Origin of the sequence: Collinsella sp. CLA-ER-H6, assembly GCF_040092305.1 — a bacterium.
Classification (GTDB): domain Bacteria; phylum Actinomycetota; class Coriobacteriia; order Coriobacteriales; family Coriobacteriaceae; genus Collinsella.
This window is the reverse complement of the sequence record NZ_JBBNLS010000015.1, coordinates 24,399-49,290: the sequence shown is the minus strand read 5'-3', so window position 1 is coordinate 49,290 and position 24,892 is coordinate 24,399. Positions and strand designations below refer to the sequence as shown.

At 58.4% G+C, this 24,892-nt stretch carries 20 protein-coding genes and 1 pseudogene; 9 read left to right on the top strand and 12 right to left on the bottom strand.

The window, feature by feature from the left end; genetic code table 11:
- Positions 1 to 55: 55 nt before the first annotated feature.
- Positions 56 to 946: pseudogene (locus tag AAAX77_RS07540) on the bottom strand (DegV family protein).
- A gap of 320 nt (positions 947 to 1,266) precedes the next feature.
- Here AAAX77_RS07540 and AAAX77_RS07535 point away from each other — a divergent pair.
- From AAAX77_RS07535 to AAAX77_RS07525, 3 genes are all read left to right on the top strand, one after another.
- The gene (locus tag AAAX77_RS07535; protein ID WP_161116156.1) at positions 1,267 to 3,183 is read left to right on the top strand and encodes a fructose-1,6-bisphosphatase; all 1,917 of its coding nucleotides are present in this window, start codon (positions 1,267 to 1,269) and stop codon (positions 3,181 to 3,183) included.
- A 78-nt stretch (positions 3,184 to 3,261) separates the two neighbouring features.
- Entirely contained in the window at positions 3,262 to 3,657 is a 396-nt protein-coding gene (locus AAAX77_RS07530) for a GtrA family protein (protein WP_349105611.1), read from the top strand.
- Between the two features lie 219 nt (positions 3,658 to 3,876).
- A complete protein-coding gene (locus AAAX77_RS07525; protein ID WP_349105609.1) occupies positions 3,877 to 4,284 on the top strand; it encodes a GtrA family protein in 408 nt (135 codons plus the stop codon).
- A gap of 159 nt (positions 4,285 to 4,443) precedes the next feature.
- Here AAAX77_RS07525 and AAAX77_RS07520 read toward each other — a convergent pair whose 3' ends face one another.
- The 7 genes from AAAX77_RS07520 to AAAX77_RS07490 form a co-directional block, all read right to left on the bottom strand.
- Positions 4,444 to 5,346, bottom strand: a complete 903-nt coding sequence (locus AAAX77_RS07520) for a DUF4430 domain-containing protein (protein ID WP_349105607.1) — start codon at positions 5,344 to 5,346, stop codon at positions 4,444 to 4,446.
- Entirely contained in the window at positions 5,336 to 9,151 is a 3,816-nt protein-coding gene (locus AAAX77_RS07515) for a DUF4430 domain-containing protein (protein ID WP_349105606.1), read from the bottom strand. The genes AAAX77_RS07520 and AAAX77_RS07515 overlap by 11 nt, the downstream gene beginning before the upstream one ends.
- Positions 9,152 to 9,582: 431 nt before the next feature.
- Entirely contained in the window at positions 9,583 to 11,346 is a 1,764-nt protein-coding gene (locus AAAX77_RS07510; protein ID WP_349105604.1) for a lipopolysaccharide core heptose(II) kinase RfaY, read from the bottom strand.
- Between the two features lie 8 nt (positions 11,347 to 11,354).
- Positions 11,355 to 11,771, bottom strand: coding sequence for a hypothetical protein (locus tag AAAX77_RS07505; RefSeq protein ID WP_347478879.1), 417 nt, complete (start codon positions 11,769 to 11,771; stop codon positions 11,355 to 11,357).
- A gap of 99 nt (positions 11,772 to 11,870) precedes the next feature.
- On the bottom strand, positions 11,871 to 13,394 hold the full coding sequence (locus AAAX77_RS07500) for a C69 family dipeptidase (protein ID WP_349105602.1): 1,524 nt from the start codon (positions 13,392 to 13,394) through the stop codon (positions 11,871 to 11,873).
- 356 nt (positions 13,395 to 13,750) lie between these two features.
- Positions 13,751 to 14,605 (bottom strand): bifunctional 5,10-methylenetetrahydrofolate dehydrogenase/5,10-methenyltetrahydrofolate cyclohydrolase, encoded by an 855-nt coding sequence (locus AAAX77_RS07495; RefSeq protein WP_347478883.1) that lies wholly within the window; start codon positions 14,603 to 14,605, stop codon positions 13,751 to 13,753.
- 2 nt (positions 14,606 to 14,607) lie between these two features.
- Complete coding sequence (locus AAAX77_RS07490; RefSeq protein WP_346978923.1) at positions 14,608 to 15,240, bottom strand: cyclodeaminase/cyclohydrolase family protein; 633 nt, start codon at positions 15,238 to 15,240, stop codon at positions 14,608 to 14,610.
- Positions 15,241 to 15,700: 460 nt separating this feature from the next.
- On the opposite strand from AAAX77_RS07490, the gene AAAX77_RS07485 reads away from it, so the two are divergent.
- The 3 genes from AAAX77_RS07485 to AAAX77_RS07475 all read left to right on the top strand — a co-directional run bounded on the left by AAAX77_RS07485 (position 15,701) and on the right by AAAX77_RS07475 (position 19,096).
- Entirely contained in the window at positions 15,701 to 16,294 is a 594-nt protein-coding gene (locus tag AAAX77_RS07485; RefSeq protein WP_346978925.1) for a hypothetical protein, read from the top strand.
- A gap of 306 nt (positions 16,295 to 16,600) precedes the next feature.
- Entirely contained in the window at positions 16,601 to 17,944 is a 1,344-nt protein-coding gene (locus tag AAAX77_RS07480) for a phosphatidylinositol-specific phospholipase C domain-containing protein (protein ID WP_349105600.1), read from the top strand.
- A gap of 186 nt (positions 17,945 to 18,130) precedes the next feature.
- Positions 18,131 to 19,096, top strand: coding sequence for a hypothetical protein (locus AAAX77_RS07475; protein ID WP_349105598.1), 966 nt, complete (start codon positions 18,131 to 18,133; stop codon positions 19,094 to 19,096).
- A gap of 94 nt (positions 19,097 to 19,190) precedes the next feature.
- On the opposite strand, the gene AAAX77_RS07470 is transcribed toward AAAX77_RS07475, so the two are convergent.
- The gene (locus tag AAAX77_RS07470) at positions 19,191 to 19,460 is read right to left on the bottom strand and encodes a hypothetical protein (RefSeq protein ID WP_022095134.1); all 270 of its coding nucleotides are present in this window, start codon (positions 19,458 to 19,460) and stop codon (positions 19,191 to 19,193) included.
- A 246-nt stretch (positions 19,461 to 19,706) separates the two neighbouring features.
- On the opposite strand from AAAX77_RS07470, the gene AAAX77_RS07465 reads away from it, so the two are divergent.
- Positions 19,707 to 19,877 (top strand): type II toxin-antitoxin system HicA family toxin, encoded by a 171-nt coding sequence (locus AAAX77_RS07465; protein ID WP_117734454.1) that lies wholly within the window; start codon positions 19,707 to 19,709, stop codon positions 19,875 to 19,877.
- Between the two features lie 45 nt (positions 19,878 to 19,922).
- Positions 19,923 to 20,375 carry a helix-turn-helix domain-containing protein gene (locus tag AAAX77_RS07460; protein ID WP_349105596.1) on the top strand — a complete coding sequence of 151 codons (453 nt, stop codon included), beginning with the start codon at positions 19,923 to 19,925 and terminating at the stop codon, positions 20,373 to 20,375.
- Positions 20,376 to 20,469: 94 nt separating this feature from the next.
- On the opposite strand, the gene AAAX77_RS07455 is transcribed toward AAAX77_RS07460, so the two are convergent.
- Both AAAX77_RS07455 and AAAX77_RS07450 read right to left on the bottom strand, forming a co-directional pair.
- Positions 20,470 to 20,937 (bottom strand): SHOCT domain-containing protein, encoded by a 468-nt coding sequence (locus tag AAAX77_RS07455; RefSeq protein ID WP_349105594.1) that lies wholly within the window; start codon positions 20,935 to 20,937, stop codon positions 20,470 to 20,472.
- 115 nt (positions 20,938 to 21,052) lie between these two features.
- Complete coding sequence (locus AAAX77_RS07450; RefSeq protein WP_349105592.1) at positions 21,053 to 22,390, bottom strand: hypothetical protein; 1,338 nt, start codon at positions 22,388 to 22,390, stop codon at positions 21,053 to 21,055.
- A 218-nt stretch (positions 22,391 to 22,608) separates the two neighbouring features.
- On the opposite strand from AAAX77_RS07450, the gene AAAX77_RS07445 reads away from it, so the two are divergent.
- Positions 22,609 to 23,790, top strand: a complete 1,182-nt coding sequence (locus AAAX77_RS07445; protein ID WP_349105591.1) for a cation diffusion facilitator family transporter — start codon at positions 22,609 to 22,611, stop codon at positions 23,788 to 23,790.
- Positions 23,791 to 23,802: 12 nt separating this feature from the next.
- Here AAAX77_RS07445 and AAAX77_RS07440 read toward each other — a convergent pair whose 3' ends face one another.
- Positions 23,803 to 24,768, bottom strand: coding sequence for a hypothetical protein (locus tag AAAX77_RS07440; protein ID WP_349105588.1), 966 nt, complete (start codon positions 24,766 to 24,768; stop codon positions 23,803 to 23,805).
- Positions 24,769 to 24,892: the final 124 nt, after the last annotated feature.

Below are 24,892 nucleotides of genomic sequence, written 5' to 3'. Positions count from 1 at the left end.
ACGTGAGGCGGGCCGTTTTCGTTTGAGCAATCATGCAGCGACGTGATGGGGCAAATTAATCCACGCGCTTGTCGCCCATAAAGAAGAGCGCCACCGTACCAGGTCCGGTATGCGAGCCAATCAGAGTACCGATGTCATTGATCTCAATCTTGCCTTTAAGCTGCGGAACCTGTTCCTCAATCAGCGCCGCGACCGCCTCGGCATCCTCGCGGCACGCCGACTGCGACATGATGCACTTACCCGAATAATCTGCACCGTCCTGTACGTGTGCCATCATGGTCTTAGCCATCTCGGAAATCGCGCGCTTCTTAGTGCGAATCTTCTCACGTGGCGACAGCTTACCTTCGCAATCGACCGTCATAAGCGGGCAAATCTTAAGCGCCGTGCCGATGATCGCGCTCGCGGCCGAAATGCGACCGCCGCGCAGGTAGCTCGACAGATCGGTCGAGAAGAACCAGTGGTGCAGGTTGAGCTTGTGCTCCTCGATCCAGGCAGCCGTCTCGTCGAGTGAAGCCCCACTATCGCGCACATCGGCGGCATATTCCAACAACAGGCCAAAGCCCGAAGACGCCGCCAGCGAATCGATGACGCGCACCTTGCCGCCCTCGGGATAGCGATCCGCAAGCATCTGCGCCGCGACGCAGGCCGATCCATACGTGCCCGAAATACCCTACGACAACGTCAGGTGCAGCACGTCTTTACCCTCGGCAACAAACGGCTCCCAAAACTCCTCGTACTCACCCACGCTCACCTGAGACGTCTTGGGCATGGCGCCCGCGGCAATCTGGGCAAAAAACTCGTCCGGCGTAATCGACTGATACAGATCGTCCGTATAGACAACATCGTCGATCTCGTAATGAAAATACGCGACGGGAATATTGCGCGATTCAAAGAACTCACGGGTTCGGTCGGCGGCGGATTCACAGGTCAGGACAAAATCACTCATATGAGGCTCCTTACTCATTGCTGCGCAAATTATCGCACAGTGAGCCTACATGCGGTACATATGTCCACTATTTACCAAATCGAACCAAATATAGTGAACATCTTTACCACCATCGTCTCCACCGGCCCCACGCATAAATATCTGAGAAAACACCCTCTGTCGTCTCCACCCAACCGCCATATCTACCTCAACTAAATCGATTTACCAAACCGTTCAGCCGACAATTCAGCCGCTGGTGCAAAATCGAAACAAAAGCGGCGCATACTGATAAACGTTTGACGCTGTTTATCAGTTTTACCAGCCCCATCGGAAGGTGTTTCATGGTCGCATTCGATCGCAACCCGCAAGACTTCAAGTATCTGCGCCTGCTGTCGAGACAGTTCCCCACCGAACAATCCGCATTTACCGAAATTATCAACCTCTCGGCCATCCTCAACCTACCCAAGGGCACCGAGCATTTTATGAGCGACGTGCATGGTGAGTACGAAGCCTTTATGCACATCCTCAACAACTGCTCGGGCGTCGTGCGCGAACATGTCGACGAGATCTTTGGCGACACGCTCTCCTTTGACGAAAAGGGCGAGCTGTGTACGCTCATCTACTACCCGCGCGAGAAGATCGACCTGGTCCGCAGCCGGCGCGAGGACTCGCCAACCTGGTACAAGACGATGCTTGACCAGCTCATCATGGTCGCTCGCTCACTTTCAAGCCGCTACACGCGCTCCAAAGTGCGCAAGGCCATCCCGCGCGACTACGCCTACATCATCGACGAGTTGTTGCACACGCACCCGGACGAGAACAACTATCGCGTGCGCTATCACGAGCGCATCGTGGAGTCCATCCTGGAGACCGCCAGCGCCGACGACTTTATCGAGTCGCTCGCCTCGCTCATCAAGCGCCTGGCCGTCGACCACCTGCACCTGGTGGGCGACATCTTCGACCGCGGCGGCGGCGCGGCCAAGATTATGGACCGTCTGCTCACCTACCATTCACTCGACATCCAGTGGGGCAACCACGACCTGCTGTGGATGGGCGCTGCGGCCGGTGAGCCCGCCTGCATCGCCACGGTGTTGCGCAACAACCTACGCTACGACAACTACGAGATCCTGGAGAACGACTACGGCATCTCGCTGCGTGAGCTTGTCGCCTTTGCCGATGCCACCTACACCGCCGGTGAGTCCATCACCCCGCTGATCAAGGCCATCAACGTGCTGCTCTTTAAGCTCGAGGGCCAGATTATCCAGCGCCACCCCGAGTTCGATATGACCGACCGCCTGTTACTCGACAAGATCGACCACGACACCGGCACGGTCACGCTCGCCGACGGCAGCGTGTGGCCGCTCACGACCAACGACTTCCCCACCGTCGACCCGGCGGACCCCTACACGCTCACGTCTCAGGAGCAGCACATCATCGACAAGCTCGTGTCCGAGTTTGTCACCGCCGATCACCTGCATCGCCATATCGATTTCCTCTACACCCACGGCTCGATGTACAAGGTCGCCAACGGCAACCTGCTCTTCCACGGCTGCGTTCCGCTCAACGAAGACGGCACCTTTAGCAGCATGAACTGCCTGGGCACCTGGCACGCTGGCCGCGATTATCTCGATTTTTGCGACCACATCGCCCGCCGCGCGTGGCGCGTGGGCGACCGCGATGCCCTCGACTGGATGTGGTACCTGTGGATTGGCTTCAATTCACCCGCCAGCGGACGCCTGGTGCGTACCTTTGAGCGCGCCTATATCGCCGATAAGAGCACCTGGGTCGAGCCGATGGACCCGTACTTTACGCTTACCAAGTCGCCCTCGGTCTGCGATGATATCATGCGCGAGTTTGGCGTCGCGCCCATGGCATGCTCGCCGACCGGCCACATCATCAACGGCCACACGCCCGTTAAAACCACCAAGGGCGAGCAGCCCATCCGCGCCGAGGGCAAGCTGCTGGTCATCGATGGCGGCTTCTGCCGCGCTTACCATCCCAAGACGGGCATCGCCGGCTATACGCTCATCTCGAGCTCGCGCGGCTGCCGCCTCAAGTCGCACCGGGCCTTTACGACGGTTGCCGAGGCACTCACGCGTAACGTGGACATCGAAAGCGAGACCAACCGTTTTGACCAAGCGGACCGTCGCCGCATGGTGAGCGACACCGATACTGGCGCCAAGATCCGCAGCCAAATCCAAGACCTGCGCCAGCTGCTCGATGCATATAGAAACGGTGCTATCGAGGAGCGCGCCTAGCACCACCCGCGGGGATTGGCTAAACTTGCTGAGTTTGTCATCCCCGCGGCGCTTCGGCGCCAGCTTAAGGCAGGTACCATGCAAAAGCTCCTTGCGCAGATCATGAAATTTGGCGTCGTCGGTGTCATTGCCACGGTTATCGACTTTGGCATTATGAATCTGCTCCACTACGGTCTGGGCCTCAACATCCTAATCGCCAACACCAGCGGCTTTATCGTCTCGCTCATCTTTAACTACCTCGCAAGCATGAAATACGTGTTTGCGCACAAGGAAGGCATGAGCCGCCGCCGCGAGTTCATCATCTTTGTCGTGCTGTCCGTGATCGGTTTGGTGCTCAACGACGGCATCGTGCTGGCGCTCAACGCCGGCCTGGGACTCGAGGCCAATATCGCCAAGATCTGCGCCACCGCGCTTGTCATGGTCTACAACTTTGTGACCCGAAAAATCTTCCTGGAGGGCGACGAGACCAAGTAGCTCGACACCCCCGCAGCATTACGGTGCCCACGGACGACACGCACTCAGCGCAGTATCGTCCGTGGGAGCCGCTCGTTTACGGGCAAATTTTCAACGTTTACGGATTAGCTCTTGAAAATTTGACGAGTTCGTATAGTTCTTGGCAAAGACCTTACGTTTCCCTTGCAAAAGATCTAAAGTATCCCCTGCTCGATTCATCAACGCATTGGATGTGATTACGTGCGCAAGGCGCTGGCACAACCTCATACCAAGCAGTTCCTCAAGTTTGCTGTCGTGGGTCTTATCTCCTTTGGCATCGACTGGGGCATGCTCATTGCGCTCGTCGAGCTGTTTCACCTCGACTTTTTGATGAGCACCACGGTTTCGTTTATCACGTCCGTCGTGGTCAACTACTGGCTCAGCATGAAGTACGTGTTCGACCACCGCGAAGGCATGAGCCGCAAGCGCGAGTTCACGATCTTCACCATCCTGTCGGTGATCGGCCTGGGCCTCAACGACCTGTACATGTTTGTGGGCGTCACGTTTTTGAGCATCGGCTACCAGGCCATGAAGGCCATCGCCACGCTCCTTGTCACCTGGTACAACTACTTCAGTCGCCGCTTCTTCCTCGAGGGCGCACGGTCGTAGTCGATTCACTATTTGCTTGAATGTATAACCGGTTGGAATTACCGTTCCAACCGGTTTTTTGTTTGCAGAGAGACCCGGCGACCCAGTCCCATTCGCATGAAAAACGGGCGGCTCGGATGTTGGTCCGAACCGCCCGTCTGGCGCGCTATGTCGAGGCCTCTAGCCTGTAACGTAATACCAGACTACGTTGTCGCCGTTTGAGAGAACGTAGTTACTACAGGCCGTCATGGGCGTTGTGCCGTTGACGGAGTACATCCACCCGCTCGTGCCGCCGTACTGTTTCTCGGCCAGACCACCAATCGCGGAAACATACGTGCCGTACGACGAGCCGTGTGCGTTGACAGAAAGGCCCAGCGCGCACAGGGCATCGTAAACGGTAGTGCCTTCGTTAAAGGTAAAGGTGCCAACAGAGGACACAGGATTGCCCACAGCACTCGATGTGACCGAAACCGTCACCGTTACGTAGTTGGACTCCTGCGAGCCGCCCTGACCGCCCGAGGAAGCGCTTCCGCCATTAGAGGATGAGGTTCCATCAGACGACTGACCGCCGCCCGAAGAAGCACCGCCAGACACATTGGAAGTATCACCGGCTCCCGTATTTTGGGCAGCGGATTTATCGCCAGACCTCTTGCTGTCCTGACCATCGGACTTCTTGCTATCCGAGCTTTTGTCCGATTCCTTGTGCGAAGACTCGGAATCATCCTTGGCGTCGTTCGAGCCCTTGGACTCATCTTTTGCAGCATCCGAAGATTTGGAATCCTTGGAACTGGCCTCGCCCGAAGCGGTAGACGAGCCAGACCCATTGTCATCCTTGGAAACGACGCTCTCCCCCGTCACGGACTGAAAAATCCAATCAACGGACCAGGCGCCGCTCTCGGAGGGATGGACAAAGCCCAGCGAGACGACGATCAGAATGGTGCACGCGGCAGTCAGAACGCCAAGGAGCGCTTTGTGCCGTGGGGCGGGCGCCGCCGAAGCGGCGCCCTTTTGCTTTGGATCATCGAGCTGGATAAACGAGGAGTCGGGCTGTTGCCCGCTGGTCTCCTTGGGCTTATCGGGCATTACCGTCACCCTTGCCGCGCTTGGTCAGCACGAAGACGGCGATGAGCGCGAGGCCAATCACGCCGGCGGCGATGCCAACGATGGCGAGCGGATTGGTGCCAGTCTCCTGCTCGGCAGCACTAGAGGACTTCTTAGCGGTGGTCGTGGAAGCAGCACCCGTATCGGACTTGGAATCGGACTTCTTGTCGGACTTCTTGTCGGACTTGCTGTCCTTCTTGTCAGACTTCTTGTCAGACTTCTTCTCGTCCTTCTTATCGGACTTATCGGAGTCCTTCTTGTCGGACTTGTTGTCCTTGGTCTCGGTCTTGGTCGACACCGTCGTCTTGGTCGTCGGCTTATGACCCGGGGCGACAGCGCCGCCCTTCGAGCCGGAGCCGGAACCCGTGCCAGTGCCAGCGCCAGTGCCGGAACCAGTACCGGTACCAGAACCGCCGCCGCCATTCGAACCTGCGCCGCCATTACCGCCAGGGTTAACGGCATTCTTGGTCCACTTGGCATACAGCGTCAGATCGGCCGTCACCGGCGTGCTAAAGTCATACGCCTGCGTGCAAGCCTCATCGGTATACCAACCGCCGAAAGTGTAGCCATCGCGCGTCGGATCGGCCGGCTTGACCAGCTTGCCATCGGCCGTAGCAACAAACTTAGTGTCGCAAGCAGACCCGCCGTTGGAGTTAAAGGCAACCGTCCAAGACTCGACAGCTCCAAGTTTAAACAGCGTGCCCGAATCATTAATGTAGTAGAGATTGCCAGAAGCATCGGCAATGACCGGAGAGTCACAGTACTGGTAATGGCCAGCCGCATCATAAATCTGCGTCGCCTCTGCATCGCCGAGCGTATAGCGATACACGCCACCACCAGCAGAGTAGTTGACGTAATCCTTGCTATCCGCGCTGTTAACGGTGAAGTACACATAGGTCTTGCCGCCCTGAACACTCACCAGCGGAGTAGCAGCAATACCGTTGAGGCCAGCCGGCAGCGCCTTGCCGTCGGCAGCAGCGACCATCATGGTCTTACCCGTCTTCAGGTTATAGAGAACCAGAGCAGAGCCAGTAGCCGTCTGTCCGCCGACAATCAGATTGTCACCAGACACCGCAGGGGCGCTCAGATTATTCGTAAGGCCCAGATCAACCGTCTTCTGTTCACTCAGCACGCCCTTCGCCGAAAGCGAAATCACATGGAGCTTTCCGTCGTGCGTCATCTGATAGAAGGTCGAGCCATTGGACGGATCGGCGACGCAGTCAGCGTTCGCAAGGGCGCCGAGCTTCATGGTCGAAACGACATCACCCGTTGCCTTATCAATGCACTTAAGCGTACCTGCGCTCGTAGGAACGATGGCATACTTATCCGTCAAAGCCGCACCAGTCCAGTAATAGCCCTCGGCAGGGTCGATGTTCTGCCAAGAAACTTCGCCCGTGGCAATCTTAATGCGCGCAAAGGAGCCGTTGCCGTAGGTCGCGTTGTAATTCTCGTCATACGAAATATCGACCGAGCCTACATAGACGTACTCGCCGTCCGAAACGACGGTGCAGGAGCTCTGCGTCAAGTCCGTCAAACCAGGCGTCAGCCACTTGCAGATCAGCTTGTCTGCGGTAATCGCCTGGACCGCACCGCCGTTGAGCGGAACGATGATAAGGCCATTGGTATAGATCGGACGAGAGGTATAGCTCAACTTAGAGGCAAGCGGTGCAGAGGCAACCTTTTTGCCCGTGGACGAATCGATCTTTATGAGCTCGTTCTCGGTCGCGATGTACACAAAGCCGTTAGCGATGACAGGCTCGCTGCAGTTGGCATACTGCTGGCCAGACTCGGCCTTCCAATCAAAGGCCCACTTAAGACCGGCGGCCTGCGCAGGCGTCTTGGCATCCGTTACGGTCGAACCGTTGCCACTGTTGCCGTAGCCGGCCCACTCGGCATCCCAATCAGGAGTCGTCGCGCTCGGGTCCACGACAATCTTGTCGGGATCGGGCATGGCCGAATCGTCGGTGGTATAGGCAAGCGTAACCTTATCGCCGCTCTTGAGCGTAATCTGATTGGCGCAGAGTAAGGAGGGCTCTCCATTGATATACAGGTGCCAATATTTATTGGTCGCAGCATCCCAGACATACGGCTTGTGATCGAACGGCGAAGTAACGGAATTGAGGAACCAGTATGCACCACTCTGGGAGCCGTTGTACGCAACGCCCTTGGCCTTCAGAACTGCCTCAATAAGGTTCTGGGCCGTGGAGCCTTCGGGCAGAGAAACATTGCTTGCCGTGCCCCAACGCGTATTGTTCCCGTTGACATCGGGACCGATAACATCGGCGGATCCAAGCACCTGACCGGGGAGGGCATCGGCGTCAGCACCATACATAAAGGTGACGGCGTCACCCTCCTGGAGCTTGTAGGCACCGGCGCCAACGTCGGCGAACTTGCCATTTACGTAGAAGCGCCAATAGCTCTTGGTCGCAGCATCCCAGCCATAGGACTTACCATCAAACGGCGAAGTAATGCCGTTGAGGAACCAGCCCCAAGACGATTCGCCAGCATCGAGAGTAAGGCCGGTCTGCTCAAGGAGATCCTTGGCAGTAGAGCCTGCCTTGAGACTCGTCTGACCCGTCGAAGCCCAAACCTGCTGCTTGCCGTCCTTGTCCTTACCGAGAACCTGAACAGAAGCATGGACAGAATCGGACGGCAACTGGTCGCCCCAGCCACCGTAGAACCACGTGACGGTATCGCCGGCATGGATGGTGACATTGTCCGCCGTATAGTCACTCGACTTGCCGTTGATGAACAGCTGCCAATAGGTCGAATAATCTTGGGGCGTACCCAGCTCAACACCGTTGTACTTAAGGCTCAGAATGAAGGAGCCCGCAGCAACGGCGTCAATGTCGTTCGCCTCGAGTGCGACCTTCGTAAGATCAAGCGCGCTCGAACCGGACGTCACCACATACTGCGCATTATCGACCCAAGTCTGAGTCTTGCCCTGGGCATCGCGACCAATGACGGTCACATTTGCGGCAACCTGGTCTTTAACGACAGGGGACGAGCTACCAGCCGTATAGGCAAACTCAATCTTCTGCCCCTGGGTGAGCTTGACGCTGCTCGCGCCAACCGAGGAAGACGCGCCGTCGACGAACAGCTGCCAGAAGGCATAAGTCGTCGGATCGTAGGCAAGCGTGCGACCATCGCTCGGGGATGTGATGCTTTCGAGGTAGAAACCGTATGCCGTGTTCGGTTCGTACTTCGCCTTGAAGCCTGTCTTCTCCTGCAGCTTAATGAAGGCATCCGCAGCCGTCGCGCCCTCGTCGAGCTTGAGCTGCGTAGGTGCCACCCAGGTCTGAGCCTTGCCGTCAGCATCGGTGCCGATAATCGAGAACGAGACCTCGACCTGCTTCTTGGCGACATCGCCGGTTTCTGTCGGGTTCTCTGTCTGGATGGCAGCCGCGGCGGCAGATCCTGCTTGGCCAGCGGATGCCGTCGAAGACTGATCGCTCGTGGCAGGGCTCTCCCCCGTCGCCGAGCCTTCGTCGCCAGTTGCCGCCTCAGTTGTGGCGACACTAGTTGCAGACGCGCTCCCAGAATCCGAAACCTCGGCGCCGCTCTGCTCAGCGGTACCGCCCGCAAGCGCTGCGTCCTCGCCCGGCGTCGCAGCCTGAGCCACAGCCTCGGCAATGCCCTCAGCGCCCTCGGCCCACAGCTGAGCCGGCGTGGTGCCAAAGGCCATCGCGAAGGCCAGGAATGCCACCAGGCCGCGCTTGGCTACATCGCGCGCAATCGCGCCACGGCGATGCGAGACGCGCTGGCGCTCGTCCTCAAACATATCCATTTGTCTCCTACTGTCTGTACTTGGAGCGTTGCCTTGAGACTGCCCCACGTCATCGCGCATGTTGCGCTCGAGTTCCCCCATCGGGGTCCCCCTTCCCTCCAGAGCCCTATGCACACCGGCGGCAAAAGCCGCAGCCGCATGCAAGACGGGAGGCGATCCGACTTAACCTTAACGACTCGGGCACGTCGTCCGATCTGCGACGCGAGCATCCCGAGCCAAGAGGAATTACGGTTACTGGTACAGCTGGGGACTTGCACCCCGATTCTCCCAAATGCGCAGGATAACCGCGCATTCGTGCGTCTCCGCACCACCATCTAGGCCATCGATTATTACCGTCAAAATGGTATCACGCAAAAGGGCCTCGTACGCAGGCGAAGCCCAAGGTAAAAGCTATTGTTCGCGATAGGAAAATGCGGTGACGGCCGCAGCCTCTAGTGCTTGCCGCCGTGACTGTTGAGCCAGATATTGCGGCCCAGCATAAGCGCCAGCACCAGCGCGCTCACGTAGCCAAAGAAGCCGATGACCGGAATGCCGAGGACAACCGGCTCGATGCGCGCGTAGTACACCACCGACGAACCGATAAACAGGCCGGCGATAACGATAGCCATCGACATGCGGTCGATAATCCCACCTAGCTGTCGCAGCGCCTTATCGCTGCTCATGATCTGCATGTTTACCTTAAGCTGGCCGCGCGTAAGCATACGCGAAGCCAAGCCCAGATACTCGGCCGCCTCGAGCGAGCCTTTTGCCGCGCGATAACTGCTCGCTGCAAAGTCGCGGCTCATCTCGCGCATGCGCGCATAGGTGCTTTTCTCGTTTTTAATATGCGTCTGGATGATCTGGATCATGTTGACGTCGGGCATGTACTCGGTCAGCAGGCCCTCGAGCGTCACCATGCCGCGGGCGAACATCGTCACCACGCTCGGCAGCTCAACATCGTTTTTGCGCGCCAGGTTTAGCAGCGAGGTCAAAAACTCGCCGATATCCAGATCCTTCAGGTCAAGGCCCGCAAAGTCAGCCACGATAAAGTCCAAATCGGACAAAAAGGCCGAATGATCGAGCTCAGCCGAGTCGCCACGCGTCACGGCGAAGCGCATGAGCGAATCCTTGAGCTTGGGCACGTCACCCTCGGCCACGGCAAAAATCATGTCCTTGACGATACCGCGATCGTGACTCGACATGCGTCCGACCATGCCCAAGTCGATAAAGTAAACGATACCGTCCTTGAGAATGATGTTTCCCGCATGCGGGTCGGCATGGAAAAAGCCGTCGTCGAGCACCTGCGTCGAGTAGTCCTCGACAATCGCGGCACCGATCTTTTCCAAGTCATAGCCCTCGGCCACCAAGCGTTCAGGATCGGCGATCGAAATGCCGTCGACGTAGTCCATAACCACCACGTGCTCGGTGCACAGGTCCAGATAGGATTTAGGACACGTCACGCCATGAACACTCTTATGGAACTCGTAGAAGTCGTTGAGGTTTTTGGCCTCGGCCAAAAAGTTGGTCTCCTCGCGAAACGAGGTCCACAACTCCTCGACTACGCCGTGCAGGTCAACGAATTGATCGGTGTTGACGAACTTGGAAACGATACGCACCACCGAGCGGATGATATCGATGTCCTGCGCCATAACCTGCTGCGCACCGGGGCGCTGCACCTTGACGGCCACGTCCTCGCCCGTCACCAGACGAGCGCGGTGCACCTGCGCGAGCGACGCGCTACCGAGCGGGTTGGGGTCGATCGCATCGAACATCTCCCCCAGGCGCAGGCCGTATTCTTCTTCCAGACAGCTGAGTACGACCTCGTACGGCACCGGCTCCACGTCGGAGCGCAGACGACGCAGCTCGTCGCAAAAGCGCTGCGGCAGAATCTCGGACCGGTTGGCCAGAATCTGCCCCATCTTGACGAACATGGGGCCGAGTTCCTCGAGCAGGCGGCGCAAGCGAACCGGCGTGAGGTTATCCCACACGCGGTACTTTTTGACCAGGCGAACAATCTGCCCGATGCGTTCGCGACGACCCGCCGGCGTGAGCTGGTATTCCTCGTCCGGCGCCATCGCGTCGGGCTCCTCGGGGACCATATCGACAGCGCGCGGCTTTTTGCGAGCGCCCGAGACGGCGGCATCGACCTCGTCGACAACCGCCGCCTCGTCACCCAAGGAATCTAGATTGTTGTAATCGGTGGTGGAATCTGCCATCTGCGCTGCTACTCGGCCTCTTCGGTATCCTTCGCATCGTCGGGCTCAACGGACTCGACGGGCACCGAGGTCACGTTGTCCTCGACCGAATCGACGATGTCGCGCACGTGGGCCAGGAAGGCCGTGCGCTCGGACGCGGTCATAACGCGGACGCGAGCAAGGATGAGCTCATCGAGCACGCGCTGGGCCGCGGTCTCGCCCTGCATGCCCAGACGCTCGGTCAGATCGGAGATGGTACCGCCGGCCTGCTCGAACATGTCGGACACACTGCGGGCGATATCGGGAGCGCCGGCGTCCTTGCGAACCTGCTCGCCCTTGGTATTAAGGTCGTCGAGAACCTTCTTGCCGCCTTCGACAGCAACGGCGGCAGCGCCAAAGCCCACGTTAATGGCGCCGTTAACAAGCTGATCGAGTTTCATAACCATGGTTGTCTCCAATCACAAACAATTGCATTGGCGTTCTTGTACCCAAGATTGAGCGAAAGCGACAAAGCGTTTTAGCGCTATTCAATCGACGGGAAATCCCTACCTCACGTTGTCGTTCATCGCGAAAGAGTTCTTCATGGCGCAGCTCGTGGTGTAGAGCACCTTGCCCAGTAGAGCATCGGTCTCCACGCGAACACGCTCGGCAAAGGCCTCATTGGCGCGTGCAAGCTCGGCAGGTACCTCGGCCTCGGGCAGAGCGGCTACGGCAGCATCGACGTCATGGATCTGCTTGTGGCCCATGCCACCGACCTTCTCCTGATAGTCCTCCACAGCGCGGCCGCACTCATGGAAACGGACGTCGGCCAGGGCGCCGATCAGGCGGTTGGCCCAGTAGAAGTTTTCGGACGTCACGCGAGCCTGCGTGTCGGCATAGTACTCGGGCATGGTCTCGACGTTGGCGTACAGCGGGACCAGCGCGTTAAACGAGTTGGAGCCAAAGGCCATCCACTGCACGGCGCGATACGCCGGCTGCGCATAGGGGCGCAGCTGCAACACGGCGAGCTGGCTGTTGCGGTTGATGCCGATGGGGCGATAGGCGCCGCGCGTGGCGGGCGTGCCCTTGCTGCCGTAGCAGTCGTACTCCGTGCCCTGGTAGTGGCTCGAAAGCACGTACTTGATGTCCTCGATGGTCACCTTGCGCTCGGGCACGCGGCTCCAGGGGATATCGTCGCTCTCGGGCGTGTAGTCGGCCTCGGGACCATCCCACACGTCGCTGGGGTTGAGGCAGCGCTGCATGTACCAGGCGCGCGGCGTGTTGTAGACGTGGTCGCTGTCGCTGTGCGAGCCAAAGGCCTCGCGCGGGTTAAAGACCGTCGCCGGGCCGTCGCCCTCGACGCCCAGCGTCAAGTCCAGATGCCACTCGGCCATCCAGGCGCGCAGGTCGGCGGAGCACATGTGGTCGGCCTGGTCGCCCTCGGCGTCGTCCAGGTCAAAGCTGTCGATACCCAGCTGGTTAGGCATGGTCACATAGGCGTCGTCGGGCACGCGCTTGGCGATCCAGTGATGGCCGCCGATGGTCTCGAGCCACCAGATCTCGTCCACGTCGCTAAAGGCGATGCCGTTGTTCTCGTAGGTGCCGTAGCGCTCGAGCAGGTCGCCCAGGATACGGACGCCGTCGCGGGCGGACTTGGCATACGGCAGGACCAGGGTCACCATGTCCTCCTCGCCCAGGCCACCAGGTTGCGCCGGCACATAGCCGTCCTCACCCTCGTTGCCCTTGGCGGGTACGTAGTCGACGAGCGGGTCGGCACCGCGGACGCGCTCGTTGGTGGTGAGCGTCTCGGTTGCGGACATGCCCACATTGAGCTCGTTGAAACCGGCCTCGGCCCAGATGCCGTGGCCCGGGACAACATCGGGGACGCTCGTGTAGCGCATGGGGTTGTCGGGCAGCTCAACAGTCAGGTGGCTCAAGACGCTTGTGTAGACGCGCGGCCGCTCGTCGGGATGCACCACGCGCATACGTTTGGGCTCAAACACCCCGTTGGACGAGTCCTCGTTACGCGCGACCAGGGTCGACCCGTCGTAGCTTGCGTTTTTACCGACCAGAATCGTTGTGCACGGCATGCGCATCCTCCTTGAGCGAAGAAATCAAACGGCAACAGTGTATCGCTTCGGCGCAGAAAGGGCGAAACCACGGCCTCGGCAACCCCCGTGGTCAAAAAATGCCAAATATGAGTACTGTCACCAATTTAGTGGCAGCAAATTTCCCTGTAACGAGTGCCGAAAATCCCCATTTGCCCAAAAGCAAGACAACGTTATTCCCCATAAGCTCAATAAAATAGGCTTCCTAACGATAATGGATACCGTTAGGAAGCCAAAAAGACGTAAGACATATGTGACTATCTTGGCAACAGTACTCATATTTGGCATTGTTTGACCACGTGGTATATAGCTAACCCCTCTCAAACAGCCCAAAACGCCTATTTCGATGCGCGCTCCGCCGCCTCAATCACGTGTTTGGCGAGAATCGCGGTGGTCACAGCCCCCACGCCGCCCGGCACGGGCGTGATGGCGTTAACGACCGGCTCCGCAGCATCAAAATCGATGTCCCCGACCAGCTTGCCAGCAGCCTCGTCCCAGTTAATGCCAACATCAATGATCGTCTGGCCCTCGCGAACGGCATCCGCGCCAATCGTGCTCGCGCGTCCAACGGCCGCAACAACGATATCGGCAGAACGGCACTCGGCAGCAAGATCGCGTGTATGCGTATGGCACGTCGTCACCGTGGCATTGCGAGCCGTAAGTGCGGCGGCAACGGGACGCCCGATCACCAGCGAGCGCCCGACCACAGCAACCTTAGCTCCATCCAGCTCAACGCCGTAATGATCCAGCAAAGCAAGCACGGCTTCGGCTGTGCAGGGGGCAAAACCCTCGCCGCGCCCCGAAAGCGTGGTGAGCAGCGAAGCCGGCGTCATGGAGTCAACGTCCTTGGCGGGATCGAGCGCTGCGGCGACGGCGTTCTCGTCAAGGCCGGCGGGCAGCGGGCGGAACATCAAACAGCCATGAACAGCCGAATCGGTATTGATGTCCTCGATGGCCGTCAACAGCTCGTCCTGCGAAACATCGGCAGAAAGCAAAACGCGACGAGCCTCAATCCCCACTTTTTCGCAGCGCTTGAGCGCACCGCGCTCGTAGGATAGGTCGTCCTCGCGTTCACCTACACGCACGATAGCCAACGTCGGAACAACGCCCCGCTCGCGCAGGGCTGCGCAGCGAGCAGCAAGTTCCTCAGTCAAAGCGCGAGCAACGGGAGCACCCTTCAGCAGTTCAGCCATGGCTATCCTCTCTTCCTTGCAGCGTCGGAGGCGCGGCGCGCCAGCGCATCGGCGCGCGGCAACCATGTGTCGAGCAACTCATCACACGCCGTCTCGAGCTCCTTAGCACGAGCGCGATCCTTCATAGACGTGGTGTTCGCAAAGAGCGTCAAGCTCGCGCCCTGCATAGCGGCACGGCAGAACACGGCGCCGCACGCCACATCGGACAGCAGTTGACGCGAACCCTTGTCGGCCATGTCCTCGAGCAGCGCCAGCGCACGCCCGCAGGCATCCATAATGCGATACGGCGGCAGAGCGGCCACATGCAGCGCATCCTGAATCGCGGTCGCTCGAGTCGGATCGTCACGCGGAATACCGTACGCCGCGGACACCTGGCCGTACGCACGAACGTCCTCGGCGACCAGACCCACAAGTTCCTGCGCCAACTCATCCGCCTGGGCAAACGCGCGCGTCAGATCGTCTGCGCGATCGGCAAGCGCAGGGTTTGTCGCCCCATAGCGAGCAACCATCCCGCAAAGCGAGGCGCCCAGTGCACCTACAAAGGCGCTCGCGCTACCGCCGCCGGGAACCGGCTCGCGTGCGGCAAGCGCCTCGGCAAACTCTCGACATGTTTTATCCATCATCTCTTGGCTCATACGCACGCACCTTCAAGTCATATACATCGGTCGGGTGGCAACCGCCGACCGACCGCATCAATCACATAATGGTGCTAAGTCTAGCCCATAAGTACATGAGCGTCAGCGCACCTGGCCATCGCGGATTTCTATGACGAACGATAGGCCTCGGCACCGCAAACATGGGACACATGGCCCACCTTTCGAGACTTCCGGACGTCAAAAACTGAGGCATATCTATAAACAAGGAACCTGTTGGGGCAACGCCCACGCACGCGCGCCCCATTAAATCAACGGGCACCTCACCCCGGGGAGGGCCGACAGCATCGGCCCTCCCCTCTTTTGCGACCGCACATATTGCCACTTGTCGGCGCAATTCCAGCCCCCAGAATGGGACACATGGCCCACCCTAGCGAGCCGTCCGCGCGTACAGTAAAGGCAGGTAATCCATGGGCGGTTACAGATCGAGGAGGACACGACCATGAAAAAGAAGGCCTTTGCGATTCTCACCCTCTGCATCAGTCTCTTTGCCGCGGTTGCCCTGGTGGGTTGTGGCGGAAACGGCGACGCTACCGGCAGTGGCGGTGACGGCGGCGCGGAAAAGCCAGCCGTGGATATGAGGACCGACTTCATTTGGTTTAAGGTCGAAGTCCCCGAGGGCGTCGAAATCACGGACGTCGCAGGCGATACCGCCGACAGGGCCCAGTTTAAGTTCACCGAGAGCGAGCATGCCAGCGACCGCTTCATCCCCGTCTTCGATCCTGACAAGAACGCCGATGAACTGTTTGACTACGAGGCAAAGTGGAAGGCCAACTCCGGATGGACCGAGAGCGATCCCGTTAAGTACAACGGCAAGACCTGGCGCAGCGCCTACTTTACGCACTCGGGCGGCGTGACGACCGAGTACTTCACTGACGTTGACGGCGGCAGTGTGTACGTACGTATCGACAATGTCGAGGAGCACAAGGACGCCGTCGAGACCATGATGAAGTCTCTGGAGTTTGCCGACGACATCGCCAAGGCCAAGACCGAGGCCATGGACGTCAAGCTCGAGGATATCGAGATCAAGCGCTAAGCGACTGGCGAGCACAACGGGAAACACGGACGCAGTGCAAACAAGCGACGGTATCCCAGCGCTTCGTACCCAGGGAGGGCCGGTAAGCCGACCCTCCCCATTCTTATGCCGGTAGCCGACGAACGCGAGGATGCCGGACGTCGGAACCGCCCCAAATGTGGCAACAGTACGAAAACGACAAACGCCCCAACACGTCCGCCCGCCGATTTATTGTGCCGCGCAGACAATTAAACCAGCATCTTTAAACATCTGAGCAGTATAGTGACCAAAACTATCGCATAACCGCACTCTGCGAATGGAGAAGTTATGACCGAACATCACGCCATCAGCCGCCGAGCATTTACGTTGGGCCTTGGACTCGCGGCGTTGTCGCCACTTGCAAGCCTGCCCGAAACTGCGGCATTGGGCATTAGCCCACGAGCGGCATTTGCAGACGACGCCGCCACAGCGGCAGTCAGCCTCGACAATTTCGTCATTCGCCTTCGCCCCGCGGGCTATTTTCGTACCGCAAGCGTTAACGAAGACGGCAACGTCATCGGCAACGTCTGCCATCTGTTTAATGACGGCACGTCCAGCAAGCTCATCCTTGAGAACGTAACGACCAAGAATGACGATACAAATTGGTATGCCATCCGCACCTTGCTCAATTTCGAAGAGCATAAAAAGACGGGCTACAGCATTTGGTCGGTCGATGGCGACTCGGACAAAGACGGAAAGGTCATCCACGTATGGAGTGGCGAGCATGACGGCAAGCCCAGCCGCTCTTTTGCGTTCGAGCGTCAATCAAACGGAACCTATATCATCCGAGACCGCACGGTCGAGAAAGAAACCGAGAAAAAAGACATTAAGTACCTGGCAATAGAATCGGACGGCGAAGACCAGGACAACAATAAGATCTGCCATAAGAGTAAGAGCATTCCGTGGGAGCTCGAACTTATCGGTTACGACATGAAAAAGAACGATGCCACGGTTAGCAGCCTCGACTGGATCACGTACAGCAGCTACGTCGATGGGCCATGTTGGATGAAATACGTCGACGACAACAAGTTCCTCGACGAGCTGAGCATCCCGGGCACGCACGATTCGAGCACTTGCAGTGTGGACAACGACACCGAGCCCCAATCCTCGCAAGTAAAATGCCAGCAGGATTACATTCCCACGCAGTTGCTCGAAGGCATTCGCTATTTTGATATCCGGCTCGGAAAGGGCGACAACCCTGGCATCTGCCACGGGGATTTCTACCTATTCAAAAAAGACGGGGACTATCTGCATCTCTCCGATGTCATCGGGTACTTTAAAACGTTTTTGAGCGAAAACCCGAGAGAAGCGCTTATCATGCTCGCATCGCGCGGCAACGACGAGGCTACCGATGACAGTGTTACGACGGCTTTCGCCAAGGTTATGGGCGATAATTCCGATCTGTTCTACACGTCGAGCCATGTCCCCACGCTGGGCGAGGTTCGCGGAAAGATCGTTCTGCTGCGTCGATTTAGGCTCGCGGGCAACAGTGTAAGCGGCCACACGTGGGGCCTCGACCTTACCGAATGGGATGACAAGATCAAGGCTCACTCCGACAGCGCCACTATGTGTCTCGTCCAAGACGCGCGGGGCTTTGAAGCCGCGGGGGAAACAGGCGACAAAGAGCCCTAGTGCACCAAGGTATACGCCCAGGACAAGTACAAACTCACGGGAACCGACAAGCTCAGCTGGGTCGATAATGCGCTGAAGGAAACGTCCGGGCGCACGCGCAACGAGGTAGATGTCGAGGACGATAACGGGGCCAAGGAGAAAGTCCTGGAGCGTTGCTGGTCTATCAACTACACCAGCTGCACGGGCTTGTCGCACGGAGGCAATCCTTTTACCTCGGCACGAGTAGTCAACGAGCATCTGTATAAGAGCCCGTACATCAATCCCAGCGGCATCGAGGATACAAAGTCAGATTACCTCAAGCACATTGGCATCATCGCATCCGACTTTGTTGATGCGGCGCTGGCCCGGAGCATCTATCAGCGCAATTACGATACGGAGCACAAGCAGACGGCTTCGTACTATCTCCCGTACTATCTCCCGACCCGCATGCGCATGACGTACGGCGACTCGCTGAGCGATGCCTCATTCCAGGATGGCAAGACCGTTGGCGAGGGTCATTTCCGCCTTGCCGACAGCAGCAACGCGCTCAACGCGACAGCTTCGGGCCATGCGTTTGCCATTGAATACGTGGATGTCGACGCCCTGGGCAACGAGACCGTTACGGGGCTGCAGGGCTCTGTGCCCATCGATATCGATCCACGCGCGCTGACGCCCCATTTTGAGGGACTCGAAGGCCTTAAGGCCAGCGAAGACGTGCGCGCCAAGATTGCGGCATCACTCGAGGGCAAGCTCGAAACCGATGCCTGCACGGCCCAGCTCGAGTTTGTGCACGACGCGAACGGCGCTCCGGGCACGGCAATGGCCGAGGGCGAAACATTTGCCGCAGGCACGTACTGGGTGCGCGTGAACGGTCTCTTGGGCGACGCGGCGCAGAACTACACGCTCGCCAGCGACGGAGCCGCAAGCTTTACCGTAGCGGCCTCGGGCAGTGCAGGCGGCGCCGGCACCGGCAGCAGCACGGGCTCCAACGCAGGCAGCGCTGATAAGAATGGTAAGGGCAACAAGGGCAAGGGCTCGGGCGGAAAACTCGCCGACACGGGCGACGGCTCCGGCATTGCCGCCGGGCTCGCCGCTGCCGCCATGGCGACAACGGTTGCCGGCGCAGCAATGCTTGCCAATGACCGCGAAGACAGCGAAGGCGCTAGCGAATAGGCAAGCCGGCCTTTTAGACACATCGACTCAATCGGGGGCGCAGAACACCGTTCTGTGCCCCCGATTTTTACCTTGGCCCGAACGCCGCTATCGGCTACATCACCATGTTCAGCGCGTTAACAAACTCCTGGGCCTTCGCACGGCTGCTCAGGCTAAAGACGCAAGCGGTCAACAGACGATTGCGCAGAAAAACATCGCGGCCTTTGATTCTATTGACGCCCGTAATGTCCTTAAGATAAACAATCTCGGTGTGCTTGCCGCCAAAAGTGCCCTTCTTGAGTACCTCAATGCGGTTAGGGTAGATCTTGACGTCTTTAAACCTACCCGAACCTTTGTCCTGGAATAGCAGCGTGTTGTTGTCCATACGCGTCACTCCCGTGGGGTTCGCTAAAACTGTCTCTATGGCCACATTTTAGTTACCGCAAACCCTTTTCGCGGTCGCGCACGGAGCACCAAATCGTGTCCGTACGAGCAAATAAACTAATACCGCAAGGAATATAAGCCGTTATCCAAGGATGGCGAAGTAAGACAAGGGATTAGCAATGGCTAAGATTTAAGTCTAAAAAAACCCTTAGGAAGTGCTAATATATAGTTATTGAAAGAGGCTGAGATGCAGAGACGAGAATTGATCCGTATCCTCGAAGAAGCCGGCTTCATCTCGAAAGGAGGCACCAATCACGAGAAGTTCGTCAAAGGCGACAAGCTCGTGCTCGTGAAACGCCACCGAGAGATCGAGGAGCAAATTGCCAAAAGAATCCTAAGGCAGGCAGGGCTTCGATAGCTCATCCTCATCACATTTCGCATCGCTTTTTAAAGGAGGTCTTACATGGTTTACGTATGGGAATTCGAGTTCTTTGATTCGGACGGCATTGTCGATGCTGTGCCGTGTGGCTCGCTGGGCGGAGGAGGAACGTTTGGCTCCGACCTAAACGACGCCGTCGAAAGCGCCGCTGATTTTCTCGCATGTATGGTCGACGATCACCTTATGGGTGGCATTGAACTTCCCGCACCAGACTTCGGACATGAGCCGCGACACGGCGGCAAGATTATCGCCGTAGCCGTCAGCCGCGAACTCAACGATATCCCCGCCGTCACCGCAGCGGATGCCGCGCGCATGCTTGGCGTTAGCTCGGCAAGAGTATCGCAACTGATAAATGCTGGACTGTTGGATTCATGGAAGGATGGCACCAAGCGCATGGTGTCCAAAGCTTCCATCGAGGCACGACTCGCCGACGCTCCAAAGGCAGGGCGCCCAAAAGAGGTCCCTATTGCTGTATAAGACGAGACTACTACGCACCTTTATTACACACGATGTTTTCAGCCTGGTATAAACAAGTTCAATAATAGAATGCAAATCCAACCATCGTGTCTGATTACGAAAGGATTTTTGCCTTTTCTGCAGCAAACTCTTCCTCGGTAAGTACTCCACTATCACGCAGCGTTGCAAGCCTCTCAAGTCTTGCAACTACATCACCACTATCCGCCAGCGTCTCAATAGTCTGTGAAACCTGCGGATACTGCTCGAGCTCCTTCGATAGGGCATCGACTATCTCGGCAATATTCTTTGCATTTTTGCCCCCGTTTAATACGTTTGTCCTGACCTTAGATGATGAGTTGACAGTAACGCCAGATCCGCCTTCAACTGGAACAACCGAAATACTGATATTTTCACCCCAGGACCAAAGGCTCATACCAATCTCAGCTGCAACTGTTCTTGTTGTGGGCGATGCGCTATCAACTTTTACTTTAGGCAGCTTTTCCATAGCTGCCTTCAAGGCATTAAACGTGTCGTCAGGAGAATACGGCACCTGAATCTGAAGCTGCTGATCCGCAAAACCCATAATCCGGCCTCCGCTTCTACAAGATTAAGGCTATCGGCAATGTTAGCACGTTCCCAGCACTTTTAAATTCATCTAATGACCTTGTGATGCAGCCCAACACCCCAGCACTACTCCCCTACTTCCCAAATAGCGCACCCAGCAGACCGCGGCGTTTGGGCTTCTCCTCTCGGTAGGAACCCTCGGCTGCGGCTGCCACCTGACGCGGCTGCTCGCCGTCTCCACGGCGCACAATCTGGTAGAGGAACGGCGATTTAACGTATTTGACCTCGACGGGCGTGGCGTGCACGGTGCTTTCACTGGACAGATGCAGGCTCGGATTGAGCGGCGCCACGATATGCGTTTCGCGCTTGTCGCTAAACACCACCGCGGCCGCGCGGCCCGTCTGGCCGTTTACGGCGATGCGCACCTGCTCGCCGTCGCGGCTATCCGTTGCCGGACGGTCGACAAAGTACACCGGCACCATAACTAGGCCGTCCTTGTGCTTGCGGGCCTTGCGCGCCCAGGTGCGGATGCTCTTTTTATTGAGCCCCAGTACAGCCTCGGCGTCGTTGCCCGCAACGTCGAACGCCAGCTTATCAATGACCACCTGGTCCTTGGTAGACGCATCGACGGAGACGACGCGAAAGTCGCCTTCCTGCATGGCGGGATCGAACGGACCGACCTTGGCAAAGTCCCACGGCTCCAAAATGCCCAGGAGGCGAACGTCCAGGTAGTTTGCCCTGGGGTATACCCAGTCGAGCACCTCGTAGTACACCAGGGTTTCCTTGCTCAGGCCCTTGCCCGGGAAGCTCGCCATCATGCGCAGGTCCGCCAGCGCCATGGGGAAATAGAAGAGCATCATGTCGTTTTGGATCGCATCTTCCACGTCGTGCCCGGCAAAGGCTTCCGCATACTGGCGCACCAGCTGCAGTGCGTTGGCACGTGCCTGCTGCGGCGAGATTTCGCAGGGAACACCCTGCCCAGGTACATACTCCGCACCAACGCCCAAGGTCAGGCGCTTGCTGAAGGTACCGGGCTTGAGTAGGTCGGCAACGCCGATCTTGTTGCCGCAGGACGGGCACTCAAACACACGCTGCGTTGACTCGCCCTCAAAGGACGCTCCGCAGAAGGGGCAAGGAATGCTCACATGCGTGGCCTCTTGGAACTCTTGCGCCGTGCCGCGATCCTCCCACAGCAGATGTTCCAGGACCGACTGATTGCGCCAGTGCGAATTGAAGAAATACCAGTCCGGGTCCTCCGGGCGCTCGAGTTGCGACACATGCGTGAGCTTGAGCAGTCCATCCACCACCGTCAACGGCGTATGGCGAATGCCCAAAGCGCTCTTGGGCTCTCCGGCGTCCGCCTGCCACGGAATGACCGCACCGCAATAGGCGCACTCAAAGCTGCGCTTAGCCTGGTGCGAGTACATAGGGCCGCCGCAGTTTTGACATTTAATGGCAAACATCTCGTCCATGGAAACGTCCTCCTTTGCACAGGGGCTGTCGACATTAAGTATGTCGAGCAAACAGGCACATGCCCATACCCATGTGGCCCAAAATGGACCACCCAGGCAGACGAGAAGGCTCGCTCGTTAGCACCGGCAGACTATTGCTGCATTTTCTGAGCATCGGTGCACGGCGCCCCCGCGCGAGCTACACTATCCCCTTAAACATGATTGTGAGGACGACCGCTATGCTATTTGTAAATCGGCTGGTACATACGCTTGTTCCCGGCAGCGAGGACGAGCCGGTCGATGCATCTTGCCGCACCAACGCGGGTTTTGCCGCAAGCCTCATCTGCATTGGCCTCAACATCACCCTGTGCCTGGCCAAGGGCATCGCGGGCCTGCTCGCCGGTTCCGTCTCCCTCATCGCCGACGCTTTCAACAACCTCTCCGATGCCTCGAGCAACATCGTGAGCCTGCTCGGGTTCCGCCTTGCCAGCCGCCCGGCAGACGAGGGCCACCCTTACGGCCACGGCCGCTACGAGTACCTGGCTGGTCTGTTTGTCGCCGTCCTGGTTTGTGCCGTCGGCATCAACCTGATTCTCGAGTCGGTCACCAAGATCATCAAACCTTCCCCCACTGCATATTCGGTGCTCTCCTTAGCCGCCCTCGTCTTGTCCATGCTCGTTAAGCTCTGGATGGCAGCGTTCAACCGCACGCTGGGCGATTGCATCGATTCCGAGACGCTCATCGCCACAGCGCAGGACTCCAAAAACGACGTCATCACCTCGGGCTCGGTCTTGGTGGCGGCGCTTATTTCGCAGACGACCGGCTTTGACCTCGATGGCTGGGCTGGCCTGGGCGTGGGCATCTTCATCTGCATCAGCGGCCTGGGCCTGGTGCGCGACGCCATCAGCCCGCTGTTAGGACAAGCGCCCGACCCCAAGCTCGTCCAGGCAATCCGCGACAAGATCATGTCCTATCCGCAGGTCTTGGGCACACATGACCTGATGGTGCACGACTACGGCCCCGGTCGTCAGTTTGCCAGCGCCCACGTGGAGATGCCCGGCGAGGGCGACGCGTTTGAGCACCACGAGATTCTGGACACCATCGAGCACGATATCAAGCGCCAGATGGGCATTGGTATCACGCTGCACTGCGACCCCATCGCGACAACCGGCGATGACTTGCGCGGCTGGGTCAAGCGCGGCGTCATGCAAATCGATCCCGCGCTCTCCATCCACGACCTGCACGAGTACGACGGGTTCGTTTCGTTTGACTTGGTGCGTCCCGACGGCTTTGACATATCCGACGAGGAACTGCTGGAGCTCGTCACGTGCATCGTGCACGAGCGCCGACCCGATGCCTCATGCGTCGTTACGTTTGACTCGGGCTTTAGCTCGCCCGACCGTCCGGCCGAGCAGCTGTAGCCTGCTTAACAGCTAGTTTCCCTGCGCGCCCGAGATGCCGTTTTGCAGGGCGTTCCAGGCATCCGTCGCCATGTCGCCCAAGTTCTGCGCGGTATCGCCCAGCTCTTGCGCCTTGTCTCCCAACTCCTGTGCCTTGTTGCTCAAGTCCTCCAGCGTATTGGAGCTCGAGCTGTCGGTACCGCTTTGTCCGTCGGACGAGTTGCCCGAGCTGTTCTTGTGCGTGAGCTGAATTTCGAGGTTGCCGCTGTCGTTATAGTAGGCAGAAGTAACAACCCAGTTGGAATCGATGACGGGCGTTGAGCCATCGTCGGTCAGGATCACGGCGTTCGAAAGGTCGGCTCCGCGTGACTTGAGGAGCTTCTTGGCGTTGGACCAGTACTGTCCCGGGATATCGCTCAGGTCGACGGCAGCAGACTGGGTGGTCTCGGCCTGCTCGGTCGTGGCATCGGTCGTGGCGCCCCGCTTGTTGAGCATGCCCGACACGATGGCGAACACGACCGACAAGGCAAAGAAAATCGCCAGCACGATGAGGATCTTCTTGATCACGCTCGACGAACGCGACGGCTTCTTCTCCTCGTCCTCGCCATATTGCGGAATCGACTTGGGGTACTCGCGATACGGCTCGCGCGACTCGTAGCGAGGCTGCGCCGTGCGAGGCATATACGTCGTCTGCTGAGGCTGCGGAATGGGATTTTGCGGCAGGTCATCATAGGGATTCGGCGTCGAGGCAGCATAAGAATCCTGCGGCGCGTAATCAAACGGATCCGGAGCTGCGTTGCTATAGGGGCCTTGCGAAGATGCAGCGTAAGAATCCTGCGCCGTGTCGCCATAGCCCATAACCCGGGTGGGCTCGGCAGAAGGCTGCGTCGCGGCGGGGTCGGTATAACCGGGGTTGGGAACAACGCGGGTCGCATCGGCGCTATCGCCAGCCTGCGCGGAACCGTAGCCGCCCATCACGGTTGTCTTGTCCTGATCCATGCAACGATTCCTTTCCGTCGCGCGTGAGCCTCAAGTTATCCATGCATTCTACCCGCGCAAAAGCCTATGATGGGCAGAGTCCGTCGGTATCTACAAGACATGCGCGGGCCTAAGGATCAAAAAG

Excerpts from the sequence above, each read along its gene's own strand:
- AAAX77_RS07535 (WP_161116156.1), top strand. The coding sequence starts at position 1,267 with ATGGTCGCATTCGATCGCAACCCGCAAGACTTCAAGTATCTGCGCCTG.
- AAAX77_RS07530 (WP_349105611.1), top strand. The coding sequence starts at position 3,262 with ATGCAAAAGCTCCTTGCGCAGATCATGAAATTTGGCGTCGTCGGTGTC.
- AAAX77_RS07520 (WP_349105607.1), bottom strand. The coding sequence starts at position 5,346 with ATGCCCGATAAGCCCAAGGAGACCAGCGGGCAACAGCCCGACTCCTCG.
- AAAX77_RS07515 (WP_349105606.1), bottom strand. The coding sequence starts at position 9,151 with ATGGATATGTTTGAGGACGAGCGCCAGCGCGTCTCGCATCGCCGTGGC.
- AAAX77_RS07510 (WP_349105604.1), bottom strand. The coding sequence starts at position 11,346 with ATGGCAGATTCCACCACCGATTACAACAATCTAGATTCCTTGGGTGAC.
- AAAX77_RS07505 (WP_347478879.1), bottom strand. The coding sequence starts at position 11,771 with ATGGTTATGAAACTCGATCAGCTTGTTAACGGCGCCATTAACGTGGGC.
- AAAX77_RS07500 (WP_349105602.1), bottom strand. The coding sequence starts at position 13,394 with ATGCCGTGCACAACGATTCTGGTCGGTAAAAACGCAAGCTACGACGGG.
- AAAX77_RS07495 (WP_347478883.1), bottom strand. The coding sequence starts at position 14,605 with ATGGCTGAACTGCTGAAGGGTGCTCCCGTTGCTCGCGCTTTGACTGAG.
- AAAX77_RS07490 (WP_346978923.1), bottom strand. The coding sequence starts at position 15,240 with ATGAGCCAAGAGATGATGGATAAAACATGTCGAGAGTTTGCCGAGGCG.
- AAAX77_RS07485 (WP_346978925.1), top strand. The coding sequence starts at position 15,701 with ATGAAAAAGAAGGCCTTTGCGATTCTCACCCTCTGCATCAGTCTCTTT.
- AAAX77_RS07480 (WP_349105600.1), top strand. The coding sequence starts at position 16,601 with ATGACCGAACATCACGCCATCAGCCGCCGAGCATTTACGTTGGGCCTT.
- AAAX77_RS07470 (WP_022095134.1), bottom strand. The coding sequence starts at position 19,460 with ATGGACAACAACACGCTGCTATTCCAGGACAAAGGTTCGGGTAGGTTT.
- AAAX77_RS07465 (WP_117734454.1), top strand. The coding sequence starts at position 19,707 with ATGCAGAGACGAGAATTGATCCGTATCCTCGAAGAAGCCGGCTTCATC.
- AAAX77_RS07460 (WP_349105596.1), top strand. The coding sequence starts at position 19,923 with ATGGTTTACGTATGGGAATTCGAGTTCTTTGATTCGGACGGCATTGTC.
- AAAX77_RS07455 (WP_349105594.1), bottom strand. The coding sequence starts at position 20,937 with ATGGGTTTTGCGGATCAGCAGCTTCAGATTCAGGTGCCGTATTCTCCT.
- AAAX77_RS07450 (WP_349105592.1), bottom strand. The coding sequence starts at position 22,390 with ATGGACGAGATGTTTGCCATTAAATGTCAAAACTGCGGCGGCCCTATG.
- AAAX77_RS07445 (WP_349105591.1), top strand. The coding sequence starts at position 22,609 with ATGCTATTTGTAAATCGGCTGGTACATACGCTTGTTCCCGGCAGCGAG.
- AAAX77_RS07440 (WP_349105588.1), bottom strand. The coding sequence starts at position 24,768 with ATGGATCAGGACAAGACAACCGTGATGGGCGGCTACGGTTCCGCGCAG.